This is a genomic window from Candidatus Protochlamydia sp. W-9 (assembly GCF_001950615.1).
In the GTDB taxonomy this organism is placed as follows: domain Bacteria; phylum Chlamydiota; class Chlamydiia; order Chlamydiales; family Parachlamydiaceae; genus Protochlamydia; species Protochlamydia amoebophila.
In genome coordinates this window covers 1-18278 of the sequence record NZ_BCPZ01000185.1, presented here as the reverse complement: position 1 = coordinate 18278, position 18278 = coordinate 1, and the positions used below count along the sequence as shown (strand labels likewise).

General features: G+C 33.4%; 10 protein-coding genes and 3 pseudogenes. 6 read left to right on the top strand and 7 right to left on the bottom strand.

From position 1 onward, the window contains the following. Positions 1 to 164 precede the first annotated feature (164 nt). From BU804_RS11315 to BU804_RS17525, 3 genes are all read left to right on the top strand, one after another. Positions 165 to 461, top strand: a complete 297-nt coding sequence (locus BU804_RS11315; RefSeq protein WP_079988636.1) for an IS3 family transposase — start codon at positions 165 to 167, stop codon at positions 459 to 461. Between the two features lie 111 nt (positions 462 to 572). Further along, positions 573 to 743, top strand: coding sequence for an integrase core domain-containing protein (locus BU804_RS15320; protein ID WP_143298942.1), 171 nt, complete (start codon positions 573 to 575; stop codon positions 741 to 743). 20 nt (positions 744 to 763) lie between these two features. Beyond that, positions 764 to 895 carry an integrase core domain-containing protein gene (locus tag BU804_RS17525; protein WP_158025031.1) on the top strand — a complete coding sequence of 44 codons (132 nt, stop codon included), beginning with the start codon at positions 764 to 766 and terminating at the stop codon, positions 893 to 895. Positions 896 to 975: 80 nt separating this feature from the next. Here BU804_RS17525 and BU804_RS06250 read toward each other — a convergent pair. The 6 genes and pseudogenes from BU804_RS06250 to BU804_RS06230 form a co-directional block, all read right to left on the bottom strand. Next, a pseudogene (locus BU804_RS06250) lies at positions 976 to 1056 on the bottom strand (transposase); the annotation flags it as partial. Between the two features lie 131 nt (positions 1057 to 1187). Then, positions 1188 to 2600 (bottom strand): flavin monoamine oxidase family protein, encoded by a 1413-nt coding sequence (locus tag BU804_RS06245; RefSeq protein ID WP_075883423.1) that lies wholly within the window; start codon positions 2598 to 2600, stop codon positions 1188 to 1190. 69 nt (positions 2601 to 2669) lie between these two features. After that, on the bottom strand, positions 2670 to 2993 hold the full coding sequence (locus BU804_RS17520) for an acyl carrier protein (RefSeq protein WP_445082301.1): 324 nt from the start codon (positions 2991 to 2993) through the stop codon (positions 2670 to 2672). 57 nt (positions 2994 to 3050) lie between these two features. Beyond that, positions 3051 to 10928: pseudogene (locus tag BU804_RS06240) on the bottom strand (amino acid adenylation domain-containing protein); the annotation flags it as partial. Positions 10929 to 10977: 49 nt separating this feature from the next. Beyond that, on the bottom strand, positions 10978 to 12756 hold the full coding sequence (locus tag BU804_RS06235; protein WP_075883421.1) for a fatty acyl-AMP ligase: 1779 nt from the start codon (positions 12754 to 12756) through the stop codon (positions 10978 to 10980). A gap of 122 nt (positions 12757 to 12878) precedes the next feature. Beyond that, positions 12879 to 13856 (bottom strand): hypothetical protein, encoded by a 978-nt coding sequence (locus tag BU804_RS06230; RefSeq protein WP_075883420.1) that lies wholly within the window; start codon positions 13854 to 13856, stop codon positions 12879 to 12881. Positions 13857 to 13956: 100 nt separating this feature from the next. On the opposite strand from BU804_RS06230, the gene BU804_RS06225 reads away from it, so the two are divergent. The 3 genes from BU804_RS06225 (at position 13957) to BU804_RS06215 (ending at position 17992) form a co-directional block, all read left to right on the top strand. Then, positions 13957 to 15657, top strand: coding sequence for a hypothetical protein (locus BU804_RS06225; RefSeq protein ID WP_075883419.1), 1701 nt, complete (start codon positions 13957 to 13959; stop codon positions 15655 to 15657). Positions 15658 to 15769: 112 nt separating this feature from the next. Next, positions 15770 to 16564: a methyltransferase domain-containing protein gene (locus BU804_RS06220; protein ID WP_075883418.1), complete on the top strand. Its 795-nt coding sequence runs from the start codon at positions 15770 to 15772 to the stop codon at positions 16562 to 16564. A 36-nt stretch (positions 16565 to 16600) separates the two neighbouring features. Further along, positions 16601 to 17992 carry an MATE family efflux transporter gene (locus tag BU804_RS06215; protein ID WP_075883417.1) on the top strand — a complete coding sequence of 464 codons (1392 nt, stop codon included), beginning with the start codon at positions 16601 to 16603 and terminating at the stop codon, positions 17990 to 17992. A 160-nt stretch (positions 17993 to 18152) separates the two neighbouring features. Here BU804_RS06215 and BU804_RS12040 read toward each other — a convergent pair. Then, positions 18153 to 18278: pseudogene (locus tag BU804_RS12040) on the bottom strand (IS5/IS1182 family transposase); the annotation flags it as partial.

The following is an 18278-nucleotide window of genomic DNA, read 5'->3' as shown; positions in this document are numbered from 1 at the left end:
GCTGACCAAGCTTTAGACATTGTGGCTTTAAAGGATGTCTTGTCAAAAAAGTGGTAAGCCCAGCTGCTAAGCGACTTTGTGCTAAATGGATGATAGAAAATCATCGATTGAGCCAAAGACAGGCTTTCAAATTGTTGGTATTCCATCGATCAGTTGGGCGATAGTTGTCGAAAAGGCAAGGAGATGAACAAGTAAAAGTACTCATCCAAACAGTGGCTCTTGAAAGACCTCGATTTGATTATCGACGCATTCATTTTATATTGAAAAAAAGGGACTTTAAGATTAACCATAAGAAGCTTTTTAAACTTTATCAGGAAATGGGACTAAAAGTTAGAAAAAGAGGAGCTCGAAGACGAGGAGTTGAGATAAGGCTTGCGCGGATAAAAGCTTCACAAGTCAATGAGATTTTATGTCGGATCGGCTTGCAAATGGAAAGAAAACCAGATGACTCAATATTGTAGATGAGTTTACTAGGGAGAGTTTGAAAATGATTGTAGACACATCTCTTTCCGGATTAAGAGTGGTAAGGGAGCTGGAAGAGTTAATTAAATACAGAGGATATCTTAAGACAAATGATCAGTGATAATGGAACTAAATTCACAAGCAGGGCTATTTTAAAATGGTCGGAGGGAGCCTCTATTGGATGGTATTACATAGAACCTGGTAAACCAATGCAAAATGGAACAATAGAGAGTTCTAATGGACAGAGAGTTTTAATGGACGAGTCAGAGATGAATTTTTAAACCAGCATTAGTTTATAAGTTTGCAAGAAGCGCAAAACTTAGCAAAAGAATGGAGGGAAGACTATAATAAATGGCGTCCTCATAGCGCGCCAGATGGTCTTTCTCCGGAAAAATTTAGAAAGACTTATGAGCTAAAAACAATTAATGCATAGGTAGTAAAATTTTCTATTTTAAAATGGACCTAATTATGGGGCAATGTCAAATCCGAAAAACTATCCTGAGGTTGTTTCCCCCCTCTCTTTACCAAACCTTTGAAGACCTTATTCCTTTTAATGCGTTTATTAGGGCAAACATCTATCGAGGTAGAATCAATATTAAAGATATAAACCCAAAATTCAAGTTATTAAATATCCTTTTGCACCCGGTATTTTTCAAATGTTGTGTACGTATGCCTAAACTTTGTTTATATTAGACTGACGGCTAAATATAAAAATCAGGTTGAGCTTAATGTTGAATTTCTTTTCCAGCAAGGCCGAGAATTGCCTTTGCGACTTCTTGCCCTCGCATAAACGCTCCATAAACAGTACTTGGCTCGTGCTGAGAGCTGGCTTCGCCTGCAAAAAAAACTTTATTGTTTACAGAGACTTTCATCCACTTATAGGGATTATCTCCCGATTTAGAAGTAGGTAAAAAAGAATAGGAACCATAAAAAAGGGGATTTTGTCCCCATCGTGTGATCAAATGGGCGGATGGAGACGGAATATTTGTTCCGTAGATTTTTCGGAGAACTTTCATATAAGAATCCACAATTTCTTCATCGCTCCACGCTTCAAGTTTTTTTGCATAGTCGCCAGAAACAAATCCAAGGAGAACAGGCTGTTTAAAATAACGTTGTGAATTCATGATATCAAATTGCATATCCGCTGATTCGTCTGAAGGTAACAGGACGATCCATTCCGATCTATCCCAAAAAGTATATGGAAAAAAAAGATAAACCTTATTAAGTAATCCCATTTGGAGAGTATCGATGGCATCAATTTTTTCTTTTGGAAGACAAGGATTGAAAGTAATATCTTTGTTTTTTAATACTCCCAAAGGGACTGTCACAACAGCGTATTGAGATACAAAAGATCCTTTATTTGTCAGGCATCTTACTCCTTTATCGTCATAAATGATTTGATTAACTTTGCAATTAAGCTCAATCGGAAGGTCTATTGCCATTTTAGATGTTACGAGGTTGTAGCCACAAGCCATAATGGCATTTGTTCCTAATGCTTCCATCTCGTTAATGTAATCATATTCTAAAATAGCTATATCTTTTAGTTCAGCTCCATATTCGTTTGAATAAAGAATTCTACTTAGCTGATAGAGTTGCTCTTTTCTTTCACCAATTATTTGGGAGTCTTTACAAAAATTCTCAAAGGCATCTAGAATAGACATTTTCGTAGGATTATTCTGACTTTCTATTTTATCTATATAAATACCGAATTCTAAAGACAATTTTTTTATTTCGTTAAATTGGCTTTTTGATAGTTTTCTCCCTTTTGAGTCGTATAATGAAATAGATTCAAGTTTGCAATTAGGTTTTTTTGCATTATAGATGGTTGGTTGAATGGGTTCGCGTAAATCACGCACGATATCAAAAACAGGATTGTTTTCAATCCCATGTATCCAAGAGGCTCCGAGTTCGAGATTAGTTCCCCAGGTATTAACAGTCCAAAGCCTACCGCCGATACGTTCAGCAGCTTCTATCACTAATACTTTCATTCCGCTTTTTTTTAACTCCATTGCTGCTGTTAATCCTGAGATTCCTGCACCAATGACAATGACCTCGTAGTATTCGTCACTTTGATGACTTATAGAGGCATGTATTTGGTTAAAAATCAATAAAAGAGCTAATAGAAGAGTTTGAGCCATTTTTTTTTACCTTATATTAATGAAGGAGCTGAAATTCAAAAATCTTTTTTTGAGTTTGTAACTATTTTCTTACTCTTGTCGATTTTGATGTACCATTCTTCTAGCATTTCGGTATTGATTTTGTTTGTTCTGTTTCTCAATCAGAGGTTGTAGATCAAAATCATCTTCTTTTTGCTGCAAAAATGAAGCATAAGTCTTTATAGAAGGATATTGAAAAAAGCTATCCAACGTCACCGACTTAGAAAACGCTTTATAAATTCTTGTTTGAAGTTGCATTAAAAGCAGAGAATTTCCTCCCAAATCAAAAAAATTGTCTTCCACATAAATATCTTCTGTTTTTAAGTTTAATAAGACTGCCCATATGGTTTGAAGCTCTTTTTCTATTATTGTCAATTGAATGGTTGATTCGAAATATTTCTTTTTTTGAGGTGGAGCAGGAAGCTTATAAATATCTATTTTTTGCCGTTCATTTAAAGGGAAATTTTCCAGGAATATATAAAAAGAGGGAATCATATGCGAAGGAATTTTTACAGCTAAGTTATTTTTTAAAAATTCTTCATTAATTGAATTTTTCGCAACTATATAGGCTATTATTTTTGTGTTACCACCCTCTCCGATTATACGAACCAAAACTTCTTTAACTTCTGGAATTTCAAGCAGCACATGTTCTATTTCTTTAAGCTCTACACGTAACCCTCGAATTTTAACCTGGTGGTCAGAGCGTCCATTCAAAATAATTTCTTGTTGGGAATTCCAAAAACAAAGATCTCCTGTTTTGTACATTCTTTTTCCCGGCAGGGTGAGATGGGGTAAAAAAGCCTCCGCTGTTAAATCTGGTCTTGAATAATATCCTCGAGCAACCCCAGCTCCTCCAATGAAAAGTTCACCTTGGCCTTCAATTGGGCATAAATCTAATGAGTCATTCAGAATAAAGGCCTGATAATTATCAATAGGCTTTCCAATGGGGATAGAAACACACGAGAGATCTTTAAGAGAGGTTTGATGATAAGAAGCGTCAATGCATGTCTCGGTAGGACCATACAAATTCAATACAGGAATATTAAAAATACGATACCAATTTTGAACAGTATCTTTTTTTAGTGGGCTCCCCCCACATAAAATATATCTAAGTCTATCGCTTGAAGAAAAAACTTCTTCTTGGACCATTGCTCCAAATAACGACGAACCGAGCTGTACGATAGTTATTTTTTGATGCTTTAAATACTGAGAGATCTGGCGCATGTTTTTACTATTCTCCTGTGGCACCAGAACCACTACTCCTCCTACAAACAAGCTATAAAAGGAACATATTGTGATATCAAAGGAAAAATCGGTACACTGTAGTATTCTATCATTTTTTGAAATAGAAAGAGCACGAGATAGCCAATGGATGTGGTTGACAACAGAGGCATGTTCCATTGCAATGCCTTTTGGCTTACCTGTAGATCCTGAAGTATAAATGACGTATGCGAGATTATGAGAAGAGGTAAGAGCAGCACTATTTAACTTTTGGTTTAGTTGCGTTATTTTTTCCCATTCTAAATCTAAGTAAAGAGCATTAATGTCTTTAGGTAAATGATGTTTTTTATGAGTTAGAACTAAAGGAATATTTGTTTCCTTAAAGATCTCTTCAAGGCGAGCCATAGGCTCATTCACATTCAAAGGAACATAGGCACATCCAGCTTTTAAAATAGCTAACCAACAGACTACCATATCAATAGATCTGTCCATTAATATTCCTATGAGATTTTCTGGGCCAAAGCCTTGGTTTTGGATAAAAAGAGAAAGGAAAGAGGCCCGTCGATGCAATTCTTGATAGGAAATATGGCTGTTTCCAAAGACAATTGCAGTACTATCAGGAGAAAGTTTTACCTGGCTGTCAAAAAGAGAATGAATAGAAGAAAGAGGATGCTTGATTTCTGCTTTATTGATAGAATGGAGATATGAAAGCTCTTCATTGGAAAGGCAGGCTAAATTTTCTATTCTTGTAGAAGCATCATTCGCGATTTGTTTTAAAATGGTTTGCCAATTGCTTGCTAAATGTTCAATAGTTTGAGAATGGTAAAACTTTTGATAATATTTCAATTGAATATAATAAGAATCTCCTGGAATGACTGTAACAGTCAGATGATAAGGTGTTTCCTCTTGGAGGCTAGCCTTTATTAGGCTGAAAGGTAATTTATTTTTTTCAACAATTTCGATAGCCTTGCCGGATAAAGGATAATTTTCAAATAAGAAAAGATGATCTAATAAGTTTTGTTTTAGCGGAGATAACGCTTGAATCTCCGCTAAAGAGATATTAATTTGTTGCTGCGTTTGAAAGATTTGTTTTTGAACATTTTTGCAAACTTTGGCAAAGGAGTTATTGCGATCAAAGGTTACACGTACAGGTAATGTGGCTATAAACATGCCTACCATATTCTCGATCTTTTCTAAAGAAAGAGTTCGTCCGGAACTGACAGTACCAAAAACAACATCCGTTCTATTGCTGTAGTAAGCGATCAAAATGCCCCAGGCCGTTTGAAGCAAAGAATTTAATGTGAGACAATGATGGTGAGCCTGGCTTTGTAATTGCTCAATTAATTTTTTAGGAAGGGTAAAAGAAACTTCTTTAATTTCGTGATCCGAAATGCTTGCTTTTGTCGAGACATTGTCTCTTTCTTCAGCTAGAGAAACAAAGGAAGCCTTTTTGGGCAGCTTTACTTGTTCATTATATCCTGAAAGAAGTTCTTTGTAGTAGTCTTTCGCTTGTTGTTTATTCATTTCATCCAGATAGCGGTAATATTCTAAAGCTGGTAGACGAACTTCTTTTATTTCTTTCTCCGAATATATCAACAAGGCTTTCAAATTATCCATCAGAGATTTAAATAGTAGGGAAAGGCTCCAGCCATCAAGAATAATGTGATGAAAACTCCATATAATGAGGAAGCTTTCCATACCTTTAAGAATAGCGGTAACCCGTATCAAAGGCCCTTGCGAAAGAGAAAAAGCTTTTTCTTTATCTTTTTTCGAATAATTTTCTATAAATTGATTTTGTTCTTCAGGGAATAGGTTTGAAATATCATAAGTGCTAAATTCTAAAGGGGATCTTTTTAGGATAGCTATTCTAGGTTTTTCTAATCCCTCATGAAGAAATATGGCCCTTAAAATTTCGGTTTGTGAAATAAGTTTTGCAAACGCCTTCTTCCATAGATTCTCGTCATAAATACCCCTAAATTCCAGGAAAGCTTGTTCAATGTAGTAATGTCCTGGAAAACGGGTTTCTTCGAAAAGCATTCCCTGCTGCATAGGGCTCATAGGAGAAAGAACTTCAATCTCATCTTGTTTTTTAAATGAGAAAATATGATTTAGTTCTGAAATAGATAATTCAACATCTCCATCAACAGAAATAGAATTAGTTTCATGTTTTTCTAAACAAAAATCGGTTAGAATTTCCAAAAAGTGTTGATAATGTTTTACAAAATTTTTAATTTTTAAATCTTCAAAGGTAAAGCTATCATATAAAATTGTTAAATGGAAAGAATCATGGTTATAATATATAATGATTTCCAAATTATGGAGGGTTTGTTCTTTTTCACTGACAATATCTTTTAATATAGGTGTGACCTCAAAATTTTTGTAATTAGAAAAATCAAAACGTCCTAAATAATTAAAGCAAATAGAAGGGGATTGTGATACATTAGAATGATTTTTATTCTCCATTCTTTCAATAAAGAGTTGATATCCTATCCCGTTATTGGGAATTTGCTTTATTGTTTTTTTGATTTTATTTGCTTGGTCAGCAAGATTTTTATGATCATCATTCTCTAGGAGAATGGGATAAAGAGAAGTAAACCAACCAATTGTCCTTGTAATATCCGGAAGATTAGGTAAAAAGTCTGTTCTTCCATGAGATTCTAAAAGAATACAATTTTTATCTTTTCCTGTAACTAAAGGTAATGCTTGACTAAGAGCAATTAAGAAGATATCGTTGACCTCAAATTGTCGTGTCTTATTAACTTTAGAAGTTAATAACTTGTCTGAGAGTTCTTTAAAAATTGTTTGATGCAATGATTTTCTATTCGCAATTTTATAAAAGCTATCAGGCAGCTTTTCTTTAAAAGAATCCCAAAAATGAAGCTCTTGTGAATGATGTGAAAAGTAACTGTAGAGTTTTTCTACCCAAGTGGAATACGAGCAGGTTTTGTGTAAAATTACTTGATCGAGAGTATTGGATAAAGCCGCTGAATAAACAGTATCAAAATCTTCAAGTAAAATTCTCCAAGAAACGCCATCTATTAATAAATGATGAATAACAATTAGAAGAAAGTTTTGTCCATTGTTTCTATAAAGGCCCGCACAAATAAGAGGCCCTGTTTCAATATTAATCTTTTTTTGCAATATATGGAGTACTTTATCGTCTTTCTCTTCTTCAAAAATTTCAAAATTAAAAGATGCTTTGTTTAGTTCTTGAATACAACCTGTAAAAGTATTATTTTTTTTCAAAAAAACTGCACGCAATATATCATGATGATTAATTAATTTTTTAAGAGTCATATGAACTAAATAAGGATCAAATTTATTTTTTGTGTTTAATATGACAGCCTGATTATAGTGATGAGGATCAATTACATGGGTTTTAAAGAAACGCTTTTGTATGGGAGATAAATGATAATTTTTAGAGGCATTTAAATCATAAGAAATATTTTCGTGGTTGCTTCTTTTAGATTCTTCAAGGAAATTTGACAATAACTCAATCGTTGGATAATTATAAAGATCTTTTGGTGTAAAGTAAAATTCAAAAGTTTTACATTTTCCTATAAGTTCTATGACATTGATAGAGTCTCCTCCCAACTCAAAAAAATGATGATTGATGCTAATATCTTTGCATTCTATTCGAAGCACTTCGCTCCAAGCTTGCGCAAGTCGTTCTTGAAGTTTTGTTTGGGGCAAAAGGTGGGAAGCCGTTTTAGTTTTTTGAACATCTTCAGGATTCTGTAGTTTTGAGAAATCAATTTTTCCGTTGTTGCTAAGAGGCAAGTCGTCACAAACAATAAAACGGGAAGGTTTCATGTAGTAGGGAAGTGTAGAAGTTAAAAATTGATCTAATAAATCAGTGTCCAAAAAATTATGCGGTACAATATAGGCACATAAAGTAGGATCGCTATCTGGTGTTTGATTCTCGATGATTTTTTTAGCTATTTTATCATAAAGGGCAACTGTGCACATTTTCACTTGAGAGAATTCAACGATTTTTTGTTCAATCTCTTCAATTTCAATACGAAAACCATGAATTTTTATTTGCCTTCCAATTCTACCTAATATAAGCAGCGAACCATCTGTTAATTGACGAGTAAGATCTCCTGTTTTATACATTCTTTTTCCAAACCCTCTTGGAAAAGGAATAAATGATTCAGCTGTAAGTTCGGGCTTATTCCAATAGCCATATGCAAGGCAAGTTCCAGCTAAAAACAATTCTCCAGTCAAGTTAGCTGGTAATTCATTGATTTTATCATCACAAATCATAAAATCTGCATTATCTAGACACTGATCCACAAGCATCGTAGATTGAAATGTTTTATTTTTATGAGGAAAAATACCATATATCGTTCCAATAGTAGCCTCTGTAGGACCATATTCATTGATGATTTGGATCTTTTCATTAAAATGGCTCCAAATAGCCTCAACTAATTGGAGAGGGAGTTGCTCACCCCCCACTATAAGTTGTTTAAGGCTTGTTGGTTGAAGATCAATTTCTTTCAAGTATTTCAAATGAGAAGGAGTTAATTTAATATGTGTGATTAGCGAATGTTCCAGAATTTTCTGAAAAAGGGTAAAAACGTCTTGAATCTTACGAGAAAAAATATGCAAAGTATGCTTGCCGACAATAGGAAGAAATAATGAAGTCAACGTAAGGTCAAAAGAAATTGGAGAATGAAGAGCCCAATGAGAAGGCTCTTTCAAATGATATTTTTGCATGATGGAAGTTAAGTAACTAACCAAAGAATGATGAGAAACTGCTATCCCTTTTGGTTTACCCGTTGAGCCTGAAGTATAAATAATATAGGCAATAGTAGAAGACAAATAAGGAATGATGAAAGTCTGAGTAGGTATTTCATAATGTAACTCTGATAAAAAATTTGACAGACTAATGAACCAGACATTTTTCATTAAACTCGAAAATTGAATAGTGTCAGTAACCAATAACGCCGCCTGACTTTCATTTAGAATTTCCTTGATGCGTTGTTCTGGCATTTGAGGATCAAGAGGCAACAAGATGGCTCCTAATTTCATGATAGCTAACAAAACAACAATCATTTCAATAGAATGATCCATTAAAACAGCAACAATGGTTCCATTCTGAATGCGATAATGAACAAGCATTCCTGCAGCTTGGTAAGACATCTCATCGGCTTTTTTGAGGGTTAACATGTGGCCATTGTCAGAGGCAAAGATATGATCTGGATAAAGTTTAACTTGGTCTTTAAATAAGGAAATAATGGTAAAGGAGTGACTAAACTCCATTTGTTGCCAATTTTGTGTACTTACGAATGGATTTGTATTTCTCACAGATTGCTTATAGCCAATAAGGGCTGCCGATTCGCTAGAAATCAAATCAAATCTCCCATCATCAAATTTAGACTGCAACGTATGTTTTTCAAATTCATCTTTATCCAAATATTTATCTTTTTCTTGATTTTTAAGAACCTCTTTTTTTATTGGAAAAAACATACAGGAAGGTGACGGAGTTTGATTTTCTAATAATGAATCAAGCAATAAATTAAAATGCGTACTTGCTAATTCAATTGTTGAAGGAAAGAAAAGAGCTGAATTATACTCAAAACAACCCTGAAATCTCCCTTCACATTCATTCATATAAAGAGTCAAATCAAAAGGAGAAACAGGAATATCCCAACGATAACCTCTAAAAGTTAATCCATATTTATTAACAAAATGAGGGTCTTCATTTCCATTAATCAATAAAGAATTCATTCCCTTCTCAAACGAAGGAACTTGTTGATAAACAAACATCGTTTGAAATAATGGACTGTAACTTATGTCCCGTTGTATAATTTTTCTTTGAGAAAGTTGGTCTATAAGATAGATAAAAGGCATTTCAGAATGTTCAAATGCTGCAGAAATAAAAGTCTTAACTTGATTAACATATTCAGAAAAAGAATTTATTGATCCAATCTTGACTTTTATTGGAAGGATATTAGCAAACAACCCTAAGCATGAATGCCATTTTGAATAAAGTCTTCCCGGAACCGTTGTTCCGATGAAAAAATTAGTTTGCCCTGAATAAAAATGAATAAAAAGCTCAAATACAGCAAGAAGGCAAACAAAAGGTGTAGTCCTATTCTCTTGCGCAAGCGCTTTTAATTTTTGAGATTTACTGGATGAAATAAGAAAGGAGTGATGTCGTCCAGTAGAAGCTATGTTATTTTTCCTTGAAAGATCATAAGGCAAATTTACAATATGATCTCCACTCTGACAAGTTTCTAACCAAAAATTTAAATCTTTCTCTTTTTTTTCTGAACGAAGATATTCGTGTTGATTGTCAACAAACTTTTCATAAGTTGCTTCTGGATTTAAAGGGAATGAAATTTCTTCTCCAGTTAGAAGAGAGCGATAAATCTGAAATAGCTGATAAAAGAAAACACCGATAGACCATAAGTCAGCAATAATATGATGAAAAACAACCAGAAAAATATAGGAATCAGATGCAATTTTTAATAAAAGAACCCTGAATAAAGGAGCACAACTTAAATCAAATGTTTGCATTGCAAATTCATTGAGATATTCGATCGGATTATCTTCAGGAGAGAGAGATATCTTTTTGAAAAAAAGGCTACAATTTTTGTCAACTATTTGTTCTTCTTTTTCATCGTTTTTAACAAAACGGGTTCTAAGAGAAGGATGAATCTCTATAAGTTTTTTTAAAGAAATTTCGAGGGTTTTTTCATTAATATGAGAGTGGATCTCAATAGCTTTTCCAATATTATATGACGCTTTATCAGCTGAAAAAGAATCAAATCTTTTAATTCCCATTTGTTGATAAGTCAAAGAATAACCTATCAGATCTTCCGGGGGCAGAATAATTTTTAATTCTTTTTTTTCTTTAATGGGAGAAGATATGAGAGAAATAATATTAGAGATTGTAATATCATTTAATATATCCTCAAATCCACAATTGATTTGCCAATTACTTTCTATAAAGGTTTGAATTTCAATTGCTTTTAATGAATCGATTCCATAAGTTGTTAAAGGTTTTTCGGAATCTATTTCATGAGTCGAAATTTCGAGAATAGAAGCGATTTTTTTTTTAATATCTTGCTCTATCATTAAATTATCCTTATGAGCCCTTGTTTACTTTTACGGCTATACTCATGTCAGTTCAATCGAATCCATTTGGACTATGGAAAAACTCTTTTTGACTTGAAACAAGTAAATCTAGTTCATCATCTAAATATAATTTTTTGCAATAACCTCGTTGCACTTTTCCACTAGAGGTTTTAGGAATAGAATTTGTTTTAACAAATACAATTTCTTTTGCATCTATTCCATGTTCTTGAGACAAAGTTTTCTTTACAGGTTCAAATAAGCGATCTGGAATAAAATTCTTAAGATATTCTCTTTTAATCTCTATCACAATAACAAGCTTTTCTTCTTCTTCATGAGAAATAGAAAATGCAGCACAGCCATTGATATTAAATGCAGGATTACTTTCTATAATGGATATTTCTATGTCTTGTGGAATGATGTTTCGGCCTCGAATAATAATAAGGTCTTTTAAGCGAGAAGTAATATAAAGAAGACCTTTTTCATCAATAAAGCCTAAATCTCCCGTTCTCAAAAAATATCCGCTTTTATTTTCAATACTGTTTTCAAAAGTTTCCTGAGTTGCACTTTCATTTTTCCAATACCCCCGAGCAATATTTGATCCTTTTAAACAAATTTCTCCCTGAATATTTGCAGTCAAAGGGTACCCGTTTGAAGGATCAATGATAAGAATCTCCTGGTCTTTCCAAGAATGGCCTACACTGACATAGCTAGAAATTTTATCGGTGTTAATTGATGCTTCTTTAGCCAGTCCTTCTTTTTCAAACAAGTCTTTATCAATATTCTTGATTATCGGTGGTTTTTTAGGATCATTTCCGGCAACAAAAAGGGTAGCTTCGGCTAAACCATAGCAGGGATAAAAGGCATGCTCAGAAAAATTAAAAGAGGAAAAAGTTTGATAAAATCTTGTCAATGTACGTGCATGAATAGGCTCCGACCCAGAAAAAGCTACATTCCAGGAACTCAAATCTAATTTTTCTTTGACAATGGCTTTTTCAACACACAAGTCATAGGCAAAGTTAGGCGCACCACTGGTTGTTGCTCTAAAGCGAGAAATAGCTTCCAGCCATCTTATGGGTTTTTGTAGAAAAGATAAAGGAGACATTAAAGTGGCTTCAATTCCTAAATACAAAGGTTGTAAAATATTTCCGATTAGTCCCATGTCATGAAAGAATGGGAGCCATCCCACAAAAATAGTAGATTCATTATGTTCGAAGGCTGCTTCTATCATTGCTTCATTAGCCATTAAGTTGCCGTGAGTAATAGAAACCCCTTTAGGAAAGTGAGTAGAGCCGGAAGTGTATTGAATGAATGCAATATCATCTTTGCTATAGGGATTTTCTGTATTTGATAGGAGGGATAAACTTGCAGCAAGTTTATCCGTTATCACCCATTCAACATTACCCCATTCAACAGAAGTTTTTTGTAAAGAATAATAAGTTTTAGAGTCTGTTAAGACAAAATCTATGTTGGCACTTTTAATGATGTTATCGATTCTATTTTTCCCGCGCTTTCCATAAGGAAGAGAAGTTGGAACTGCAATCACACCAGCATGGAGGCATCCAAAAAAACCACAAATGAATTCCAATCCTGGTGGATATAAAAGCAAAGCTAATAACTTACGCTTATTTCGATTCTGCTTATACAATTCACTATTTATTAACTTTTGTTTAATTCTTTGACTTTTTTCTTCTAATTGCCAATAAGTTAAAATTTCCTCGACTAATTCTCCGTCGCTTAAAAAACGATAAGCAAGTTTTTGGGGCTGGTGGACTGCCCGTTTACTTAATATTTCATTAAGAGTAAAATTATTTTTTTCAAAAAATTTTAACATTTAAATACTTTTTATTTTGGGACTAACTAATTAAGGAAACAAATCTTCTATCTGCAGAAGCACGACATAATTGAAAAAATTTCTGGTAAAACTTAGTCAAGTTGATGTAGGTAAAATCTCTATTAATCTGGAAGAATCATCCCTATTTTTTCTTTGGACGCTTGCTCATAAAAAAAACTGCTTAAGGCAATATCAAAAAAGGCCATACCCATAAAATGGAAACTAATAAACCCGTTTGATAAAATATTTTTTTTCTCTATCATTCTAAATGTTTCATCCTGAGTAAGCTGTTTAAGCGAAATAGTATTAGCCTCACAAAGTCCAAATTCTAAAGAAGCTCTCTCAATGTCTGTATTTTCACGGCATACTTCCTCCCAATCATCAACAATAATAAGAGAGCTTTGTTTGACAATATTGGCAAAATAATCTCTCAAAGAGACATTTAGCTGAAGCGAACTATTTTTTGGGAGTTGGTTAATGTATGGTTTTTTAGAAGTTGTACAGGAAATAAAAATATCTGCATCTATATAAGCTTCTTGCCATGTACTAACAAAATCATATTGGGATTGCAACTCCATTTTATTTAGTGGAGATTGAATATCATAAATGCGAATTTTATCAAGCCTGGATTTTAAAATCTCAGAAATCATTTCAGCATGCAGCTGGCCAATAGGGCCAAAACCAGTAATGCCTACCTTAAGTTTTTTTTTCGGAAGTTTATTTAAAAATTTTTGTATGATATACCCTGAAACCGCAGCAGTTCTTAAACCACTGAGTTCATTCGCGGATAGTATGGCTAAAGGTTTACCGGATTCATAGTTATTCAGAATTGTAAGTGCATGAGCACGGGGAAGATTCTTTTTAATATTATTCGGGAAACTAGCGATCCATTTAATCCCTGCAACATTAAATTCCCCTCCAATGAATGCAGGCATAGCAATAATACGGTTGGAAGGGTCGCGATAGCGTAGATAAGGTTTAATCGGTTGAGAAAAATCACCCTGATGAACAGCTACAAGGGCTTTTTCTATTAAAGAAGATAATTCTTGCCACGATGGCTTTAAATTGGATAAATGTTCTTTTGAAAGATAGATGACCATTATAAACTTGCATTCATTTTTAAAAAAAACTATCTTAAAATAAAATATTGTTTTTTGGCAAGTGCTATTAGAAATTTACATTATAGAGGTAGTTACAAGAATGATTGTACAAGGAAATGAATTCGAATTTCGTCAATCTCAAATGGATGAAATTTACCCATGGAATGCAAGCCAAGGGAATGCAAGCCAAGAATTAACCGATAGTCCAATATCAATGGAAAGAAAGTGGATAGAACTAAAAAATTTTTCCTCACCTCATGGCTATTTCCAAGGTAGAAAGATAAATCTTCTTTCGCCTATGCTCCCCATTTTTTTCATTGGCAATAAAAACCAAACGCGTAAGGCTATTGTTCTCTTAGCTAAAAGTGGAGCGGTTATTTGTTGTTTTATTGCTTCTTATCCTTTTATTCAGCCTGCTCTAAAGGCTACAGATAATTTCGCTTTAAATGTAGCATTAGCAACAGGAGAAGTCATGTCATGGAGTACTTTGTATTCTTGGTCAGCCTGTAATATTATTAATCGTATAGCCTCTAGTTCTTTGGAAGATAGTGTCAATTTTTTAAAAGTAAGAGTGCTCGCCTATTGGGTTACTTTAAATACACTTGCAATTTTTTCCGAATTATCAGGATCTTATATCAGCTTTAACTATAATGATGATAGTCTTTTCTGGGCTATATTTACTCCCCTTTTTTCTTCTTTTTTTGAAATACAATCGCTTGACGCCCTAGTCCAAAAAATTGCGAAAACTGACAATATTCTCACTCGATATCTATATAAAAATACAAATAAAACGACTGTTTTTCGTGCGAAAAAGAATTTCACTAAGCTTTTAGAAGAAGGCTTACAAGAAATTTTAAACAATCCTAAAGAGCATCCTATAAAGAACTGGCTACTTCCATTAGTTTTGGATGATAAAAATGAATTTAAAAGAGATCGATTAGAAAGAACATTCAAAATGGCTTTACTCAAAATAATTAGGCACGGTTTAGAAGTACGCATGCACTATATTGAAAGCTATTCTGTTTATCGAAAAAGAGGAGACAAGCTTGTTAGGATTGGAGGATCTTTAGGAGCGTTAGCTTCATCTCTTGTTGATGGATATTTGGTCTACCAAGGATCACGTTTAATACTTGATAATACAATTTTCAATTGCTTCATTGCATTCCTAGCATTTTCTCCTGCTGTATATTTAAATATTGAAATTAATCAAAATTCCTGCAGTCAATTATTATCTTCCACAATTGATGTTTATTCAAAAACTACGGAAGTTTGTCGAAAAAGAAAACAGCCTATTAATTATTCTGCTATTAAATATCATTCACTCTTCTGTTTAGGTAGTCTAATAGCAACAGTCATTGCTTGTTTCGGAATTGGATCTCAGACGAAAGTAATGGAAGATGAATTTGGTTTTGATTCAGCATGGAGTATTTTGTTATATCTTGCTGTGTCAGTTTCTGGAATCATTATTACAAGAAATTCCATGTCCGCTTTCTCAGATATTATTATCAAACAAATTTACCTTCTCAAATCTTCCGAGGAAGAGAAAAGCTTAGAAAATTTTGCCGAAAGAGTGAAAAATTTAATAAAATATTTTGAAGCAATGCCACCTGAAAAATTTTCAGAATTTTTCAATGAATTTGATTTGGACGTCTTAGATATTGATAAAATGGCTAATCTTTTATCAATCCCGGATATCCAAAGCTTTATAAAGATTATCGATGACCATTTTATGGAAGATCAGCATCAATTTGATAACTCTATAAATCCTATTCTTCAATTAGAAGAATTATCTGAACAATAGCAGTTTTGAAAACTGTTCAAAGAAAGAAGCTAACTAATAATAGATCTTTTTTTATTAAAATTCACGTATTTATCTATTTGACTATAAGAATTAAAGGGAGAATTTTATAATTATGAATACCGTTTCGCGTTGTTCTCAACCAATTTATTTAAGCCCATTTAATTTATCTTCAAGATTAGGTAAAAATTATCCCTCATTGATTCGGTCTTTTTCCAATCAGTCTGCAAAACTTTGGGGAATTGAAATGGATGGGCATCATTTACTAACTTTACAGAATAATAAGTTTGTAAAGATGCCTATTCAGGAAATTTTGGCAACATGTAAAAATTACAAGTATGTGCATATTGACATAGGTACAGGTGACGGAAAATTTGTTTATCGCCAAGCATTAAAAACTAACGACACCTACTTTATTGGAATTGATTCCAACCCATCTTTAATGGGGAGAATCTCAAAAAAAATTGCCCGAAAACCTTCGCGAGGGGGTTTAAATAACATTTCTTTCATCGCATGTGCTGCGGAGGATATCCCCCCCAATTTTAGATCTGTTGCCGATAGGGTTACAATTAATTATCCATGGGCAAAGCTGCTTCAAGATATCGTCGTTCCTAACCCCAAAACATTATCTTGCATTGCTGAACTAGCTAAACCCAAAGGCCGTCTAGATATTATGGTTAATTACACAGTTTTTTCTTCAGATCCTGCTTATCTACGCAAGATGAATTTACCTAAAGTGGATAAAAATTATATTGAGCAACATCTTATTCAAATTTATAAAGCATCTGCAATAAAAATTCATAGATATGTAATTCAACCACTGCTTGTCGATAGTCACTGGGGGAAACAACTTGCACATGGATCAAATCGAGAAACACTTCACTTACAATGCACTATTGATAAAAAATAAATTTACTTAAGCCATAGTTTAGGACTCAGAAATTTAATGCATCCTTCTAGTTATTCCCTCACATGTCATCCAATTGGCAGTCTAAGGGAAATTTGGTCAGTTTCTTGGCCCCTCATTTTGGGACTTCTCTCCATGGGATCCATGCTCTTAATTGATCGTATGTTTTTATCTTATTATTCCCTTCAAGCTTTAAATGCAGCGACTAATGCAGGAACCGCTATATTTTTATTATTGGCGCTTCCTACGTCAATCGCGGCTATTGCCGAAGTATTTGTTGGAAAATCCCATGGGGAAAATCATTTCAAGGAAGCCAGTAAACCCGTCTGGCAGATGATTTGGTTTTCATTATTAACTACACCGATTGTATGGTTAATTGGAATGATCTTAGCTCCTTTGTTATTTTTTAGGACTGGTAATGAAATTTTAGAATATAATTTTTTTTCAATAAATTTACTATTTACTCCCATTTTTGGTATAGAGATTGCTTTAGGAAGTTTTTTTATTGGGATTGGCTATATTAAAACTATCACTATAGGAATTCTTTTATCTAATATTTTGAATATTTTATTGGACCTCATTTTTATCTTTGGATTCGGTTCTATGATTCCTCCAATGGGGGTGGTAGGGGCAGGCCTTGCCACAGGTATTTCGCAAATTTTTCAAGTTATTTTTTACATTTTAATTTTTCTTAATAAAGAAAACCGTCAAAAATACAATACTTTTAAATATTATTTTGATTGGCCTTGTTTTAAGGAATGTTTGCAAATAGGCTTACCAGCAGGTTTAGGCCGTTTCATGGAAATATTTGCACATCTAATATTTTTTCGCATTATGATTCTGGCTGGAGGAGACAATTTTACAATAGCTTCAATCCTTCAAAGCCTTTTTATTATTCTTAGTTGTTGTTCAGAAGGAATTTCACAAGCAGTTAAGACGATTATTGCTAATCTAATAGGAGGAAAACAGTTTCAATCAGTTGGGAAAGTCATAAGATCGGCATTTTGTCTTCATTTTGTTTTCTTTATCATTGTATTTATTACCCTAATAATTTTAGGAGAACAAATTGTGAGTTTATTTTTTTCAGAAGAAGATTCTATTTTACTTACTAATCCGAGTTTTTTTTCTTCATTGCAACGATCTTATTTTTTCATGAGTATTTTTTATCTATTCGATGGCTTTAGCTGGGTAATGATTGGACAATTAACAGCTGCTACAGACACAAAATTTATTTTTTATGTCTCTATATTTACAAATTGGTTGTTTTTTGTCCTTCCTGTCTTTTTAATCGTTCTTTTTTTTGCTGGAACTATTGTTCAAATATGGATGGCAATGATTGTATATAGTGCTCTCAATTTCTTGATATATTTACTACGTTATTTTTCGGGAAATTGGCTTGCAAAAGCTAAAAGCATTCCAAATCCAACTTAAAACAAGCTTTGTACCGATAGGCTATCTCAAGAGCTTTTAATTATCTCTACCTCACGCAAATAATCTTTTTTCTTAGAATTTTTAATTCTTAGAAGACCTCTTGCTTGGGTTTTTTTACAAGTAATTTCTGTTTTAGTGCAAAATGGTTTAGATAGTGTAGTCACGAGACTTCTGCCCATATAGCAATACATCTAATATGGACTGCAGCCAAGAATGAGGCTGTGTTCTTTGCATAACGGGTCGCTATTCCTCTCCAACGCTTCAAATGTAAAAATGCATTTTCCAC